Origin of the sequence: Bacteriovorax sp. BAL6_X (assembly GCF_000443995.1) — a bacterium.
Taxonomy (GTDB): Bacteria; Bdellovibrionota; Bacteriovoracia; order Bacteriovoracales; family Bacteriovoracaceae; genus Halobacteriovorax_A.
Map to the genome: position 1 here is coordinate 172,804 of NZ_AUMC01000003.1, position 15,181 is coordinate 187,984.

Consider the following 15,181-nt stretch of genomic DNA (forward strand, 5'->3'; position numbering starts at 1 on the left):
AAACTAATAAAGTACTAATATCTTTCTTTAATTAGATACTTTATTAGCGCAAATGAACCGTTCTGTGAATAACCATAAGTTGTATTAAGGTTATCAATAATATGCTGAATCTCTTTCTTAATATCTTCTTTTAATGGGATGTGTCCTTGAACATCTTTCCCACTTTTTTCTGCTTCAAAGTAGACTAAGTTCTTAGAAATATTCTTAATAACCTTCTCTTGTTCTTGTCTAAATGATTCTTTTAGACGATCCACGACGTCAGGGAAGATTTTTAGATAATCAACTTGCTGTCCAGGGTTATCTAAGTACCAAGCACCAAGTTTAGAGATCAGATGTGAACGGAATGTTGTTGGGTCTTCTTTTAAAGAAATATTGTTTTCAAACTCTTTAATAAAATATGTGTCACCTTCTTCATATTTTCCAGTGACTTCATTTTTAATTTTTTCATTCTTAATTTGTGCGTTGATATTTTGTATATACTTTTTGAGGTAGTCTTCATAGGAACGATCATCGACTAATCCAAGACATCCTCTTAATTGACGGTCGAATTGGTCAAGACAGTCCTCATTAATTAATTCAATAAATTTTTGAGGATTATGATAGTCGCCATGAGCAGACATATTTAAGAAATCATATTCAGACTTCTTGTTGATAATTCTTTTGAAGTATTCAAGCACTTCAATAAATGTAATATCTTTATTTAAATCTGCCAGGCGATAAATCATATTTTTAATATCACGTGGTGAAATACCAAATTTTCCTTCGTAAAGATTATCGAATTCAAACTCTGATTCTACTTTAGAGATATTGTGCTTTAGAAGTTGAGCATCTTCAACGTTAAGATGGGCCGGAAGCTGGCGATCACTTGAATAAAGGGCACACTTCTCAAGAGGATTTAGGGCCGTCACAATCGCAGATAATTTCTTGTTGTCTTCGTAGTGCTTACTCATACATGAGCGAATTCTTGTCATTACAGAAAATTTAGCAATGGCGGAAAGAGATCCTGGTTCAAAGCGTGTTCGATCCTTAATACTATCAATTTGCTTCTTATAGATATCCATCTCACAATTATAATCGAGTAGGTATGGCACACGAATAAATGTGAAACGTCCTTTAAATGAGTTAAAGTCTGGGTGTTGTTTAAAGGCAGTTAAGTGAACTTCATTGGATGTTCCGATAAAAAAGATATCCAACTCAGTTAGAATTCCTCCGAGATTGATCGAACCAGATTCCATCGTCATAAGAAGATACTTGAAAGTATCAAGCGGTCTTTTTAATAGGTCAGAGTATTCTAGGATTCCTCGGTTTGCATGAATTGTTTCACCTGACATTTGGAAGAGATTAAGCGATTGAAGTGATGGAGGTAAAGAGGCCAGCCTTTGATCCATTGTAATCTGTTGCATCTTTGCATCAACATGTAATTGAGGCTCAATCGTCACGGCACTGCGAGAATAACGACGTGAAACTGTATAGCGCTCAACGCGAATATGCTTTAGAACTTCTTCGTGCTTTCCTTTATAATTTTTTAAAAGAGCATCGTAGATCATACGATTTCTTTTTGAGAGATCGCCACGTACTAGATACGACTTTTCAATCTCTTCTAACTTTTCTGGCCGATCATTAAATGCAGAGTGAATAAGATCCTTTCTTACTTCTTTTGGTATTAGAAGTAATGGGTGATCCTTAAGCTCCGATGCTAAAATGGCCGAAATATCTTTATCTTCTAATAATGCATATGAGTTTAAATTTACTGAAGAGTGAGTTTGATTAAGCCCAAGATTACCTTTAACGACAGTATTAATAGGGAAAATCCAGCTAAATGTATAAAGTGCACCCTCATCCGTTTTAGAATAATCTTCAGCTCCTTTCATCAGCCGCTTAACAAGTGAGCTCTTTGAAGAACCATTTGGGCCTACGAGTAAAAGAAATTTATTATTGAAACCTTCTTCCGCGAAGTTTCTTAATTGTTCAATAATTTTCTCTTCGATTTTATATTGTCCAAAAACAGCTGGGGCATCTTGGTCATCATTCTGAAAAACATTAAGATGTCCTTGGTCGTCACGTCCAAAGTAATCCACCATGTCTTGAAGATAGGCCGAAGTTGGTCTTAGTTCTCTGTCGGGAAATTTATTAAAGAGTTCGTAGTAGTCAAAAAATGACATTGTTTCATTTCCGTTAACTTCTAAATCATTTAAACTATCTAACCAATCCATAATCTTCCTTTGAATCCTTTTAACATAAGGGATTTCTAGTTATAATTTTACCATTGATTGGGTGTTACATATAAGTGAGAAATGTTTAAAAAAATAATCTTTACTTCCATTTTTATTCTGAGTGTTGGACTCGGGTACTGGTTTTTAACGAAGAAAAACTTAGGACCTAAGCTTTCAAACGAAGAAATCATAGAAATCTCTAAAACATTGAAGTTTGAATGGGAGAATGCACACCTTGATAAAGAGGGGATGTGCAAGAAGCTCAGCTATGTCGATGACCAGTATTATCAGTGCTTTCCTGAATATATGGCCTGCTTACTTCAAAAAAAGCTGGTCAATGTCCACATTAATAAGAAATTAGTACCAATTACGATGAAGGGAAGCTATCGCTACCATCAGATGCCTAGCTATCGTTACTATGATTATACAGTAAATGTCGAAGGCTATAATGAAGACCTAAAGCTTAGCTTTGTGGATAGTTGCCAAGAAGTTTATGTACCACAAAGGTACTATCCATTTTTAGTGAATAAGAGGGATGTGACAATTTCTTGGGATAACTTCAATCGTAATATCTTTGTTGATAAATACCATGTTCAAAATTGGGAAGTTCTGAATTGGACGAAAGCCTCTAAGCATTATTTGGCCCAAGAAGCGGCCAAGAAAATAAAGGAGAGAAATAAGTACTCTTATGCCTACGGACTATCAATTGACGAGATGGAAGCTTATTGTTCATTTCAAGGTAAATCAATTTTAAGTGCCCGTGTCTTTGATGCTGTTACTATTCATCCTGAGGATCTTAATGATACGACAACAAAATACTTAAGAGCACCTTTTTATCCATGGGAGAGAAAGAATACAAAAACTCTCTTAAATGAAATTCAACGCATGAATGAGTTTCATATCGATGAGATTACAAAAGAAGAAAGACTTAAACTTTGTGAAAAGGATTATTCAAGTGAATGCCTTGATCAAAATTATATTCAAAAAGATAGTAGAAATGTTTCTTGGGCCGGTGTTTATGAAGTATTTGGTGGCCCTCTTGAGTACTTGCGAAATATCATTCATCCAAGTGAGAATATCAAATTGGCTTCTTTCTATTTCAGCTGGCATCAAAAAGCTCATCAAACGGGGATGCGAGGATATTGGGATGGAGAAGGTTTTGGCCTTAACAATATTGCATTTGACCCTTTTATCTCTAAAGAGATAGGCCCCGAGTATAAGATTGCTTTCCGTTGCATGAGGACATTGTAATGAAGATTATTCTAAGTGTATTTCTTCTTTTTGGCCTTTTGTCGTGTCAGCAAGAGAAGTTTGACTTTGCAAATGAGTTGGCCTTTACAACAAATTTTGAAATGAATGAACTCTATCAAGGCAGTAAGGGAGTTTATGGGCCCAAGAATACGTGGCTTCTTCTTTTTACGTTTAATAAATATTGCTACTTTTACAAAACCCCATTCAACAAATCTCTCGGAGAGTCTCGAGTTACAAAAAGAGTGGCAGGGAAGTGTAGCTTTAATGATGATGCCATTATTTCTCAAACAGGAATTAAAGATTTTAAAATGAATCTTCATGTCCAAGAAAAGATAAAGCTTAGTCTTATTATTGACGGAAAAAGTTTTAATTACCCTCTATTTAATCATTCTATCACAAGAAAATTTACACCATTTAATAATCAGCTAAAGAAGTCATTCTTTGATAATGTCTACGTTAATGGTGGCCTAGAGTATTTAAAAGCTAAAACAATAAAAAGTGGAACACTTTGCCATGGAGTAAATACTGAATGTAAGGATGTGGTGAAGTACAAGTGTGATCTTTGTGAGGAAGGCAGTTACGAAGTTGTCGACTTCAATTGCGCGCAAGGTGGAAGTAAGTATTGTGGAAAAGATAAGTGTGGAACTAAAAATCAACCTGCCTGTCCACGTGGCTATAAGGTTCTTGATACAAAGCTGCCGTCTTTATGCTTCAATGGCTCTCCAGCGGGCTTTTGCTCACCAGGTCTTAGTACATTCTGTAGTGACGAGGGAATTCTAATTTGCTTATAAGATTTCTTTGCCAAAGACTGTGGCAGGTTTAAGTTTCAGACGCGACTTTCTTACTTTCTTAATTGTATCAATATCTTCGGGATCGATATAGCAGCTATCAATTACTTGATAGAAGTGAGAACAAACTCTAATTTGCTCTGCTTTTACTTTCTTCGTCTTCTTATTAAAACCAACAAGTGTGATAAATTCTCCGTGCCCAAGGTTTGAGATGATTGGGTAGCCCGACACCTGTGTATGGGGTTCAAAACTATTTCCTGTGAAAATTAAATCAAAAGTATCTGGTGGAAGACGTTTAAGTATCGTTTCAGTTGCTTCTTTATCAAGAGAGCAATTCTTAAACCTGTAGTCAATAGTATCGCTACATTCTGTGTGAGAGTGTAAGAGAGCAATATTAAGATCGGTTTTTCCTCGAAGCTGTTTCTTGATTTCAATAACTCTAGCGACAATATCATCAAATAGTATCCCTTCTAGGCCGTCTTCTTTTTTAAGTTTCGGCTTATAAGGTGTTAGTCCAATAATCCCAACTTTAATACCACCAACTTCCTTAATGATATATTCTTGATTTCCATATTGAGTAAATGCTGAATTAGTATCGAGTGAGATTAAATTAGAATTTACAAATGGAAGTTCATGAGGAATTAATTTGTTTTTTAAGTTAGTTAACTCATGATCTGTGAGTAATATTGCATCGTAATTAAAGTTGACCAACTGGCCAAGGATTAACTCACCGGCCAAATCATATTTATCTTCTAATATCTGGCCACCATCAATTACAATAAGATTGCTCAGTTTTTCTCTAATTGCCGAAAAAAACTTATAAAGAAGTGCATCTCCACCGAATTGAATTTTTGAAGAAACAATAAGCTCATCATTATGAGACTCTACTTTTGAATTTAAATTAGAAGTATAAGCAAAGTAAATTGTGTCTGAGTTTGTACTAGATAGAAAACTTTCTTTAGCTTTCATATCGCTATATTTACGAGAGTTATCACTACAAGAAGTAATAACTCCGATAAATATTAATATTGTTATTAGTAGATTATTTTTTTTCAAGTGTTAGTAGCTTTTAATTTTTGATAGTTTTTCATATGCAATTGTAAGTGCATTTTCAATTCTATCATAGAGGGCCGGATCGTTACATAGCCCTAAAGAAATTCTCACTACGCCACGACCAATATCGTCAGCTACTCCCATGGCCTTAAGAACTTTAGATGTCTGAGGATTATTGTCAGAACATGCTGATGAAGTTGTTACATAGATTCCTTCTGACTCAAGTTCCATCTGAACAGCTTGTCCGTGGATTCCTGGGTATGAAAGATATGTTGTTGAAGAAAGTCTTGGAGCTTCTTCCCCAATGATAACAACTTGTGGAAACTTCGCTTTTATATTTTTTTCAAACTCTTCACGTTTACTATTAATAGCATCGTGCTTTTGTAGGTTATTCATTGAATAAGTAAGTGCTACTGCAAGAGTCTCGTTCCCTAGGTAGTTTTGCGTTCCACCACGTAGACCTTTCTCTTGACCGCCACCAATGATAAGTGGCTTTAGAGTAGTTGGGTCTTTAGCAATTAGGATACCTGAGCCAGTCATACCACCAATTTTGTGACCAGCTACGACTGCATAATCAATACCTGACTCTTCAAAGTTAAAGCAAGTCTTTCCAACAAACTGAGTCGTGTCACAAAGATAAGCTACACCTTGTTCTTGGCAGATTTTTGCAATGTCATTATATGGCTGGATAACACCTGTTTCATTATTTGCTGCCATAACAGCTACCAGGGCAGTGTTATCGTCAATATGATTGATAAGATCTTCAATATCGACCATGCCATTTGGCTTTGTTTGAAGTGTATAAACTTCACAACCAAAGTTTTCGGCATAGAATTGAGCATTATTGCTTACCGCTGAATGCTCAATTCCCGAGATGATAATTTTCTTTTTTGTATTATTTAAAAGAACAGATTGAAAAACAGTAGAGATCCCTTCAGTTGAGCCTGAATTGAAAACTAATTGACTCATATGTGCACCTAAAAGCTTGGCACAAACTGAGCGAGCATTCTCCATTGCAACTTTTACGCGAGTTCCGACGTGGTGAGTGGCATTTGGATTAGCAAATGGCCCCTTATTAAGTCGGTTGATAATATACTCTTTAACTTCATTACAAATTGGAGCACTTCCATTGTAATCAGCGTAAATCTCTTGCATGTTGTCCCTCTTCTTTTCTTGTGTATTAAACCTATTACTTACTCAGTTCAAGCATCTTATTAAGTGCTTTAAGTGAGTACTCTTTTGTTTTTTCGTCCACTTTAATTATGTTTATAGGTTTATTTTCCTTAATTGCTCTAAAGCTGGCAAGTAGCCAACGAGGTCTAACTCGATACATTGTTGTACACAAACACTGGTAAGGTGACAGTGAAGTAATTTCTTTATCCGGGAAATCGTTCGCTAATCTGTTTACAAGGTTTATTTCAGTACCAACTGCAAATTTAGAACCGGCCGGCGCATCTTTAATCTTATTAATGATATACGCTGTCGATCCATTATCGTGAGCCGCTTGAACAACGTCAAAGTTACATTCAGGGTGAACGATAACAGTTGTATCAGGCTTATCTTTTTTAATTTGTTCAACTTGAGTTGCTGTAAAGCCTTGGTGTACAGAACAGAATCCGTACCAAAGGATAACTTTTGCATTATCGATTTGCTCAGCAGTTAGTCCACCATTAAGCATATTAGGGTTGTAAACAACCATATCTTCCAATGGGATACCAAGATCAAAACAAGTGTTGCGACCTAGATGCTGATCCGGAAAGAAAAGAAGTTTTTGTCCTTGATCAAATGACCACTTAATAATGTTATGTGCATTTGATGAAGTACAAATTGTTCCATCATTTTCACCAACAAATGACTTTAAAGTTGCGGCGCAGTTGATATAAGTGATTGGGATGATCTTATCGTTAGTTGATCGTTGCATGAAGGCCCAGGCCTTATCGATCTCTTCACGATTTGCCATGTCGGCCATTGAACATCCCGCTTGCATATCAGGAAGGATTACATGTTGATCTTCAGAAGTAAGCATATCAGCAGTTTCGGCCATAAAGTGGACGCCACAAAAAATGATATAGTCTTTATCAAGTTTGGCAGCATCTTGGGCAAGCTTAAGCGAGTCACCTTTATAGTCTGCAAATTCAATTACATCATCTTGCTGATAGTGGTGACCAAGAACCACTACTTGATCTTTAAGTTCTTCTTTGATCTTTCTTAACTCAACTAGTACTTCTTCATCTGATAACTCCTCTTGAGAAATTATCGGACGGTGAACTTCTTCTTTTCCGAATAGATCTAGCATTTTTCTTCCTTCTCGATTTTTAAATAAGTTATTTGATTGGGTAAGCGCTTTCGCCCCAAGCAAGGATTCCACCTTCAAGGTTGTATAGGTCTTCAAAACCTTCCTCTAGTAGAAATTGACATGCTGTTAAGCTTCTCTTTCCACTACGGCACTGAACAACGATCTTTTTTGACTTATCAGATAGGTGACTTCCAAATTGATTTGCGAAATCAGATAGAGGAATAAAGATTGCACCATCAATATGGCCAGCATCCCACTCATCTTGTTCGCGACAATCTACTAAGATTAGGTCCGTATTCTTGTCCATTAAATCTTTTAATTCACCAACTTCCATAAAGTTAATCATCGTGTCATCTCCTTATATAATTGACGTTTTGGAATTTAAAACATTCTAGCCGACCTGTCACCTGAACATCCTTAAAATTGATTCCAGTTCGTGTTGCGCTAAGTTAAAAAAAATGTTTTATCAGGTATTTGACGTTGCGTGATAGTTTTCTTAACATTTTATATAGATAGTCTTTTATTACGGTCAAAGGGATGACCGAGGGAGCTTACATGGAAGTTATTACGGTTGCAAATAACAAGGGTGGTGTTGGGAAAACAATGCAGTGCTACCAATTAGCGACACACTTAGCTAATAAAGGGAACAAAGTACTTGTTATTGACCTAGATTCACAGGCCAATCTAAGTTCAACTTTTAATCTACAAATTCACAGAACTCTTATTCCTGAGTGGTTAATCGGTGACGTTACAATTGAAGACGTTATGGTTCCGTCAGAAGGTAAGGGAAAATTACATAAGAATATCACTGTAATTCCATCAAGCCGTCATATGGCCAATCTTTCTAAACTGCTAATCCTTTCAGAGGGTGAGATTAGAAAAGAAGCTGGTCGCAAGGAAAGACTGATGAGGCTTAGACTTGAGCAAGCACAAGGAATGTTTGATTACGTTGTAATTGATACTCCTCCAATGCTTGGTGATGAACTTATTATGGCACTAGTTGCTTCTAATAAGATTCTTATTCCAACTCAGGCTCAAGATTACTCAATTGATGGCCTAGAAGAGTTAATGGATACTTTTGAAATTATCAAAGAAACAGAAAATCCAGCTCTTGAATTCTCAATTATTCCATCAATGGTAAATACAAGAAGAAAAATTGAAAGACAAAGGCTTGAAGAGCTTGCTCAGTCATTCAATATTACGCCACCAATTAGAAATCTTGTTCAAATGCAAGAATCAATTTCATTAAGAAGGCCTATCTGTAAGATGGGGAAGAAATCTCGTGGTCGCGGTGATTACACGGCACTTTGGGAATCATTAAATCTATAATCTATAATTTTTGAGACACACGGATGTGTTTCGCTTTTAAAGGGGCCATGTGTGTGTGACTGGCCCTCTTTAAAAGAAAACAGTCTCAACATAGGGAAGAGGAATTTATGGCAAAAGACTTTGCTCCAAGAGTTTCTAAAAGAAAAAGAAAGACAATCGATCTAACTGAAGGTCTCGATAGTAAAGTAGTTGAAAGACTATCTGGTGATCGCCTTTTACAAGGGGCGAAGCTTGATGAGGTTTTTCTAAAAGAAATCGTTGTTAAGGAACAGGTAAGAACTAAGTTTAATGATGGTTCTTTAAAAGAGCTTTCAGAAAATATTAAGCAAAACGGTCTGATTCAACCGCTTGTTCTTCATAAAGATAAGCTTGGTAGACTTGTTCTTATTTGTGGTGAGAGACGCTATCGTGCCATGACACTTATTAATAAAGAGAAGTGTCCTTGTTTCATTCTTGATAAGAAGTCTGAGCAAGAATTAATGGCAATTCAATTCTCTGAAAACTCTTCAAGGGAAGCACTTCACTACATTGATAAAGCTGATGGTATTCTTAATTACCAAAAAGCGACAAAAGCTAGTGAAAGAAAAATCCAAGCTGCTCTCGGTATTTCAAAATCGGAAGTACACCGTTCTCTCATGATTGCTAAAATGGGCAAGAAGATTAAGGAAGCGGCTAAAGCATTTAACATTGAAAAATACGTTCTTCTTGAGCTTGATGCTCTTGAGAAAGGTGCTCTTAAAACTAAGCTGACTAAGATGCTTTATAAAGGTGAACTTACTAAGAGAGCTGAACTTAAGAAGGCCATTAAAGACGGTGGTGTTCTAAAAGCTGGTAAAGTTAAAAAGGCACCTAAAGTTCCTAAGGGACTAACAGCAAATGCTTTTATTAAAACACTTAAGTCACAGGCAAAGACGAAAAAACTTGATAAAGAGACACAGGCCCTTCTTAATCAACTTCTAAAAGAAACTCAAAATATCGTCGATATGTAATAAGTAGATTTAAAATTAAATAATAGTAAGAGAGCGAAGCCTAGTCTTCGCTCTTTTTTTATATTTTCTTAGCCTAAGTTTGACTCTTGGCATCACCATTGCAAGTTATAATACAGAAGAGACATTACGCAACGTAATTTAAGGGACTTATGATGGTAAACAAGGTTAAAATCTACACACACTGTTCAAAATTTATCCAATGTGGCTTGTTAGTGTTCACAATTCAGGCATCAGCAAGTGATATTTCACTTTTTAAGTCATTCAATCCAAGAGTTAAGGTCGCCCAGGCCAAGGCCCGTACACCGCAGAGTTTTTATGCAGATGTGGACTATACGCCAAAGCCGGAAGAGTATAAGACCTTTCTTGATTACGTTTTTGTCTACGATAGGGCGGGTGTTCTTCAGCGTATGTCTAATCATTACCAACAGCTTCAAGAGCGCGATGAATATGTAAAGAATTGGGATCTCTCAACGACAACAATGTATCGCCTTTCAACTATGAATGAGAGAAAGCGTTACTTTAATAAGCAGTTTTTAAAGTATATCGACAAACGAATTTCAGGTTCGATTAAGGCCGCTAAAAAAGGCTCAACAATGGCCGCAGTTGGAAATATGAAAGATACTCTCTCTCCAAGTTCAGAAGCTGAGCTACTTCCAAATTTTAAAGTTAAGTTTAGAGCTAAGGTTTTAAAGGGCCTTGCAACGATTAAATTTGTAAATCCATACCTAGATGCAAACACACACCTTTCTTTATCTGATGGCGTGACAATGCAATTACAGAAAAAGTTCAATGAGAATCGCACCATTGCTTCGGTTGATTATAACCCTGCAGGTACAACAGTAGAATTATATGTTGAACAGGCCATTACAAATAACTTAAGGGCCAGAGCGTCTTCAATCGATATGGTTGGTGGTAGTAGCGCAGATCATGTGTTTCGCGTCAATTATCATGCACCATTCAATTTCTAATTAACCGAATTCGTCAAAAAAGTCAGCTTTTGCTTCAACCAAAAGCTGGCTCATCCGTTATATTTGAAGTAAATTAGTCATTATTTTACACGCTTAACGGAGTTATGAAAAATGAGCAATCTTCTAGATAATCCACTATACCAGGATGCCATTGCGCAATTAGAAGAATCTTCAGCGATTATGGGACTAGACCCAAACGTTGCTGACAGACTTAAACACCCAAAAAGAGCACTTCAAGTTGCAGTTCCTATTCGTCTAGACGACGGTACTGTTAAGACTTTTCAAGGATTCAGAGTTCAGCACAATATGACTCTTGGGCCTGGGAAAGGTGGGGTACGTTTTCACCCAGGTGTAGACCTAGCTGAAACAGCAGCTCTTGCGATGCTTATGACTTTTAAATGTGCCCTTGTTGGTCTACCTCTTGGTGGAGCAAAAGGTGGGATCTGTGTTGATCCAACAAAACTTTCTCGCCAAGAACTTCAGGGCTTAACGAGAAGATACACAACTGAAATCAATATGATTATCGGTCCAACGATTGATATCCCTGCTCCAGATATTGGAACTGACGGACAAACAATGGCCTGGATGCTTGATACATACTCACAGTTAAAAGGTTATACTGTTCCAGGTGTTGTTACAGGTAAGCCAATTACTGTTGGTGGTTCTCTTGGACGTAGTGAAGCTACAGGTAAAGGTGTTGCATTCTGTGTAAACTTTGCTGCAAAGAAACTTGGAATGAATATCGATACAAATACAACTGTTGCAATTCACGGTTGGGGTAAAGTTGCTGTTCCTGCTGCTCAGGACCTTAGCGCTCAAGGTGCGAAGATCGTTTCTGTATCTGACGTTTCAGGTGCAATCTATGATCCAAATGGTTTAGATATTGAAAAAGCAGTTAATTGGGCCAAAAATGGTGGACTCCTTGCTGACATGGAAGGTGTAGAAAAGATTTCTAACGAAGAACTTTTTGCTCTTGACGTTGATATCCTAATCCCAGCTGCAATTGATGGTGTAATTACAGAAAAGAACGCTAACAATGTAAAAGCTAAGATCATTGCAGAAGGTGCAAACGGTCCACTTAATAAAGCAGCAATTGATATTGTTACTAAGAATGGTTCATTCCTAGTTCCAGATATTCTTTGTAACGCTGGTGGTGTTATCGTTTCTTACTTTGAGTGGGTACAAGGTCTACAGAATTTCTTCTGGGATCTTTCTGAGATCAACAAGAAACTTCACGACATCCTGAAAGATGCTTTCGAGAATGTTTACGAAGCTCACCAGAAATATGAAATCGATATGAAGAAGGCCGCTTTCGTTGCAGCTCTAAGAAGACTAGAAAGAGCAATGAGACTTAGAGGTCTATTCCCAGGTTAATATTTATATGACAATTATAGGCGCGTCCTTTTAGGGCGCGCTTTTTTATTATGAAATATATTGCAACACTTCTTTTTACATTCTGTTGTCTTGCTAGTGTCACTAGTGAGCTTGTTACCGGCGCTGATCGTAAAATCTTTAGCTACGCAAAGGTGTGTGAATTCTTCGGTGTAAAAGATGCAATGTTAATGAGTAAATCTTCTTCAACTAAGATTGATTGCATGGGGAAGGAATTTGATATTTCAAAATTCTGCGAGTCCCAGTTTTCAAAAAAACTAAATTATACAAAAGCTCGCTTTGATCTTGTTGATGGAAAAGTATCTTGTCATTTTTCTGATACTGTTATCCTTGAATTAGTTTGCAAGGACAAGTATGAGAAATTTTGTAAGGATGCTAAAGGCTCTTGTGAGAACTTAAAGAAAGACTTTGCTCACTCTCTAGAAGTTTCTTCAGCGATGATTCTAGAAATTTATCCTCCTCATTTAAAATGTTTTTATCAGTCAAAAGCAAAGATCCCTAATTCTAGTAATTTATAATTTCTGATTCTTTCACACCTCTTGCACTCCTAGTGATAGGAGGGATTATGCACAAGCAAATGCTAGGTCTTCTACCTCTTGGAGGTAAGGGACACTTAACAGAACTTTATGGTTATGCTTCAAAGGGAGTACCTGGTCTTGAAATTGTAGGTCTTGGTCCAAAGGGAAAATCTATTAAAGAAAAATTTATTTTTCTCTCGAAGAAGTACAACTTAAAGATCTCACCAAAGCGCTATGTTCTTTGCATCGATGATAATATGGTTTTAGGCTCTTTAAGTTCCAAAGAAGAACTCTATCGCTGGCTTGAGTTGCCACTTTTAATTCTTTATTGGTCGATGGCAGGGGTCCTTCCTATACAAAATTTAAATGACTGTCTTTGTGCAGGAAGAATCTCGACCCGAGGAAAAATCGAGCCATTTCGATTTGATGAAACTTCACAGGCCTTCTTAGAAAGATTAGATGCCATGAGTTTAAAAGTAATTGCAAGCTACACTCAGGATCTTCGAGGACTTACGTACTTTATTCCTCTTGATGAGATCATAAAGTTTCCAGATGCTTCATAAGTATCTGTAATTATTTGTTATGTAGGAAAGTAATTCTTTTCCTTGTGCGTAAGTTATGCGTAAGTTATACTAACTTTCATGGAAAAGAAAATTAGAGCAAAACTACCGATTGCAAATTGTGGACTCTTTGGAATCAGTGAGGATCACATACAAAATTATCAATCTTTAGATGATCGTTTTGTACAGAATCGTTCTGCGACATTTTTCTTTGAAGCACAAGGTGACTCGATGGAGCCATTGATTATGCCCGGTGACGTCCTGGTTATCGATCGATCTTTAGAAGTAAGGAGTGGTCGAGTTGCCGTGGTTTATCTGGACGGAGAGTTCTTGTGCAAGAGATTCATTAGACAAAATGGAGAAGTCATTTTGCGCTCACACAATCCTCTGCACCGAGACATTACCATCTCTGAGGAGATGGACTTCTTGGTGTGGGGGCCAATTGTGGCCGTGGCCCGTGACATGAAAGAACTATGAGGGCCTTATGGAAAAAGTGTATGCACTGGTGGATTGTAATTCCTTCTTTTGTTCATGTGAAAGATTATTTCGACCTGGATTAAGAAATAAACCTGTTGGTGTCTTATCAAATAATGATGGGTGCTTCGTTTCTCGTACTCCTGAACTTAAGGCGTTGGGAGTAAAAATGGGGGACCCGTACTTTAAAGTAAGGAGGCTTTGTGAGTCACACAATGTTCATGTTTTTTCTTCTAATTTTTCTCTGTATACAAATATCAGTGATCGGGTAATGCACGTTCTTGCAACCTTTGCTCCATCAATTGAAATTTACTCTGTTGATGAAGCCTTTATTGATTTAACTGGAGTAAGCGGAGACTTAAACGAATACTGTCAGCGTATTCGCCGAACTGTCTTTCAGTGGACAGGCATTCCCGTTAGTATTGGTGTTGCACCAACCAAGACTCTTGCGAAGGTGGCCAATCATATTGGGAAGAAGTCACAGAAGGCCCAAGGTGTTGTTTGTATTTTAAATGAGAAATTGCAGGATGTTGCTCTTGAGCGCACACCAATTGAAGACGTTTGGGGAGTTGGAAGAAAGAATAGTATTAAGCTTAAAAGTATTGGCGTGAAAACAGCATACGACTTTAAGAAGTTTAAAAATACTCATGTCATTCAAAAGCTTCTAACAAAGTTAGGGCGCATGACACAAGATGAATTACGAGGAATAGCTTGCTTTGAGTTAGAAGAGGCACAGCCTAAGAAGAAGGAAATTCTTTGTTCTCGAAGTTTTAGCTCAGGTGTTGTGGACTTAAAAAGTTTAAGAGAGTCAGTGGCCAATTATGTCACAAATGCTAGTGAGAAGATGCGTAACCAGCAAAGCCTATGCTCAACAATTGAAGTGTTTTGCCTAAGTGATCCGCATAAAGTTGACCAAACTCCATACTACGCAAGAGATAAGGTGAAACTCCTTGGCCCAACAAGTGATACAAGAAAAATTATTAAATACGCATGGGCGGCGCTTGATGATCTCTTTCGTATGGGAGTCTGTTTTAAAAAGGCCGGGGTTAAGTTGGGAGAGTTCTCTGACTCTGAAATTGTGCAACAAAGCCTTTTTGAGGAGTTGGATGACCCTCGAAGTGTGAGGCTTATGGAAGTTATTGATAGGATTAACAAACGTGAGGGAAGTGGCATGGTTAGATCCATGGCCTGTGGAGTCGATAATCAAGCTTGGAAAATGAGGCGAGAGATGGTCTCGCAAAGATTTGTGACAGGCTGGGGCCAGTTACCAAAATGTTCATAAGGATTCCAATAAAGGTGCGTAGCGTTAAGTATGACTATTATTGCCTTTGGTCGAAGAGGTGACTATAA

General features: G+C 37.2%; 15 protein-coding genes. 10 read left to right on the forward strand and 5 right to left on the reverse strand.

Features of this window, described 5'->3' with window-relative positions; translation table 11 throughout:
- Positions 1 to 14 precede the first annotated feature (14 nt).
- Complete coding sequence (locus M902_RS01010; protein ID WP_021266019.1) at positions 15 to 2,213, reverse strand: PrkA serine protein kinase; 2,199 nt, start codon at positions 2,211 to 2,213, stop codon at positions 15 to 17.
- Between the two features lie 81 nt (positions 2,214 to 2,294).
- On the opposite strand from M902_RS01010, the gene M902_RS01015 reads away from it, so the two are divergent.
- Both M902_RS01015 and M902_RS01020 read left to right on the forward strand, forming a co-directional pair.
- The gene (locus M902_RS01015) at positions 2,295 to 3,464 is read left to right on the forward strand and encodes a hypothetical protein (protein WP_021266459.1); all 1,170 of its coding nucleotides are present in this window, start codon (positions 2,295 to 2,297) and stop codon (positions 3,462 to 3,464) included.
- Positions 3,464 to 4,255 carry a hypothetical protein gene (locus tag M902_RS01020; protein ID WP_021266095.1) on the forward strand — a complete coding sequence of 264 codons (792 nt, stop codon included), beginning with the start codon at positions 3,464 to 3,466 and terminating at the stop codon, positions 4,253 to 4,255. The genes M902_RS01015 and M902_RS01020 overlap by 1 nt, the downstream gene beginning before the upstream one ends.
- Here M902_RS01020 and M902_RS01025 read toward each other — a convergent pair.
- From M902_RS01025 to M902_RS01040, 4 genes are all read right to left on the reverse strand, one after another.
- Positions 4,250 to 5,221 (reverse strand): hypothetical protein, encoded by a 972-nt coding sequence (locus M902_RS01025; protein ID WP_021265746.1) that lies wholly within the window; start codon positions 5,219 to 5,221, stop codon positions 4,250 to 4,252. The genes M902_RS01020 and M902_RS01025 overlap by 6 nt on opposite strands.
- A gap of 90 nt (positions 5,222 to 5,311) precedes the next feature.
- Positions 5,312 to 6,460, reverse strand: a complete 1,149-nt coding sequence (locus M902_RS01030; RefSeq protein ID WP_021266339.1) for a cysteine desulfurase family protein — start codon at positions 6,458 to 6,460, stop codon at positions 5,312 to 5,314.
- Positions 6,461 to 6,494: 34 nt separating this feature from the next.
- On the reverse strand, positions 6,495 to 7,601 hold the full coding sequence (nadA, locus tag M902_RS01035; protein ID WP_021265979.1) for a quinolinate synthase NadA: 1,107 nt from the start codon (positions 7,599 to 7,601) through the stop codon (positions 6,495 to 6,497).
- Between the two features lie 28 nt (positions 7,602 to 7,629).
- Positions 7,630 to 7,947, reverse strand: coding sequence for a rhodanese-like domain-containing protein (locus M902_RS01040; protein WP_021265988.1), 318 nt, complete (start codon positions 7,945 to 7,947; stop codon positions 7,630 to 7,632).
- Positions 7,948 to 8,156: 209 nt separating this feature from the next.
- On the opposite strand from M902_RS01040, the gene M902_RS01045 reads away from it, so the two are divergent.
- The 8 genes from M902_RS01045 (at position 8,157) to M902_RS01080 (ending at position 15,113) form a co-directional block, all read left to right on the forward strand.
- Positions 8,157 to 8,930 carry a ParA family protein gene (locus tag M902_RS01045; RefSeq protein WP_021265854.1) on the forward strand — a complete coding sequence of 258 codons (774 nt, stop codon included), beginning with the start codon at positions 8,157 to 8,159 and terminating at the stop codon, positions 8,928 to 8,930.
- A gap of 107 nt (positions 8,931 to 9,037) precedes the next feature.
- Positions 9,038 to 9,919: a ParB/RepB/Spo0J family partition protein gene (locus M902_RS01050; protein ID WP_021265717.1), complete on the forward strand. Its 882-nt coding sequence runs from the start codon at positions 9,038 to 9,040 to the stop codon at positions 9,917 to 9,919.
- Between the two features lie 212 nt (positions 9,920 to 10,131).
- Positions 10,132 to 10,887: a hypothetical protein gene (locus M902_RS01055; protein ID WP_156979680.1), complete on the forward strand. Its 756-nt coding sequence runs from the start codon at positions 10,132 to 10,134 to the stop codon at positions 10,885 to 10,887.
- Positions 10,888 to 10,998: 111 nt separating this feature from the next.
- The gene (locus tag M902_RS01060; RefSeq protein WP_021266021.1) at positions 10,999 to 12,261 is read left to right on the forward strand and encodes a Glu/Leu/Phe/Val dehydrogenase; all 1,263 of its coding nucleotides are present in this window, start codon (positions 10,999 to 11,001) and stop codon (positions 12,259 to 12,261) included.
- 50 nt (positions 12,262 to 12,311) lie between these two features.
- Positions 12,312 to 12,797 carry a hypothetical protein gene (locus tag M902_RS01065; protein WP_021266096.1) on the forward strand — a complete coding sequence of 162 codons (486 nt, stop codon included), beginning with the start codon at positions 12,312 to 12,314 and terminating at the stop codon, positions 12,795 to 12,797.
- A 47-nt stretch (positions 12,798 to 12,844) separates the two neighbouring features.
- The gene (locus tag M902_RS01070; protein WP_021266190.1) at positions 12,845 to 13,360 is read left to right on the forward strand and encodes a hypothetical protein; all 516 of its coding nucleotides are present in this window, start codon (positions 12,845 to 12,847) and stop codon (positions 13,358 to 13,360) included.
- Between the two features lie 78 nt (positions 13,361 to 13,438).
- On the forward strand, positions 13,439 to 13,834 hold the full coding sequence (locus M902_RS01075; RefSeq protein WP_021266335.1) for a LexA family transcriptional regulator: 396 nt from the start codon (positions 13,439 to 13,441) through the stop codon (positions 13,832 to 13,834).
- Between the two features lie 7 nt (positions 13,835 to 13,841).
- Positions 13,842 to 15,113 carry a Y-family DNA polymerase gene (locus M902_RS01080; protein WP_021266412.1) on the forward strand — a complete coding sequence of 424 codons (1,272 nt, stop codon included), beginning with the start codon at positions 13,842 to 13,844 and terminating at the stop codon, positions 15,111 to 15,113.
- Positions 15,114 to 15,181: the final 68 nt, after the last annotated feature.

Excerpts from the sequence above, each read along its gene's own strand:
- nadA (WP_021265979.1), bottom strand. The coding sequence starts at position 7,601 with ATGCTAGATCTATTCGGAAAAGAAGAAGTTCACCGTCCGATAATTTCT.
- M902_RS01060 (WP_021266021.1), top strand. The coding sequence starts at position 10,999 with ATGAGCAATCTTCTAGATAATCCACTATACCAGGATGCCATTGCGCAA.
- M902_RS01070 (WP_021266190.1), top strand. The coding sequence starts at position 12,845 with ATGCACAAGCAAATGCTAGGTCTTCTACCTCTTGGAGGTAAGGGACAC.
- M902_RS01050 (WP_021265717.1), top strand. The coding sequence starts at position 9,038 with ATGGCAAAAGACTTTGCTCCAAGAGTTTCTAAAAGAAAAAGAAAGACA.
- M902_RS01045 (WP_021265854.1), top strand. The coding sequence starts at position 8,157 with ATGGAAGTTATTACGGTTGCAAATAACAAGGGTGGTGTTGGGAAAACA.
- M902_RS01080 (WP_021266412.1), top strand. The coding sequence starts at position 13,842 with ATGGAAAAAGTGTATGCACTGGTGGATTGTAATTCCTTCTTTTGTTCA.
- M902_RS01015 (WP_021266459.1), top strand. The coding sequence starts at position 2,295 with ATGTTTAAAAAAATAATCTTTACTTCCATTTTTATTCTGAGTGTTGGA.
- M902_RS01025 (WP_021265746.1), bottom strand. The coding sequence starts at position 5,221 with ATGAAAGCTAAAGAAAGTTTTCTATCTAGTACAAACTCAGACACAATT.
- M902_RS01030 (WP_021266339.1), bottom strand. The coding sequence starts at position 6,460 with ATGCAAGAGATTTACGCTGATTACAATGGAAGTGCTCCAATTTGTAAT.
- M902_RS01065 (WP_021266096.1), top strand. The coding sequence starts at position 12,312 with ATGAAATATATTGCAACACTTCTTTTTACATTCTGTTGTCTTGCTAGT.
- M902_RS01020 (WP_021266095.1), top strand. The coding sequence starts at position 3,464 with ATGAAGATTATTCTAAGTGTATTTCTTCTTTTTGGCCTTTTGTCGTGT.
- M902_RS01040 (WP_021265988.1), bottom strand. The coding sequence starts at position 7,947 with ATGATTAACTTTATGGAAGTTGGTGAATTAAAAGATTTAATGGACAAG.
- M902_RS01075 (WP_021266335.1), top strand. The coding sequence starts at position 13,439 with ATGGAAAAGAAAATTAGAGCAAAACTACCGATTGCAAATTGTGGACTC.
- M902_RS01010 (WP_021266019.1), bottom strand. The coding sequence starts at position 2,213 with ATGGATTGGTTAGATAGTTTAAATGATTTAGAAGTTAACGGAAATGAA.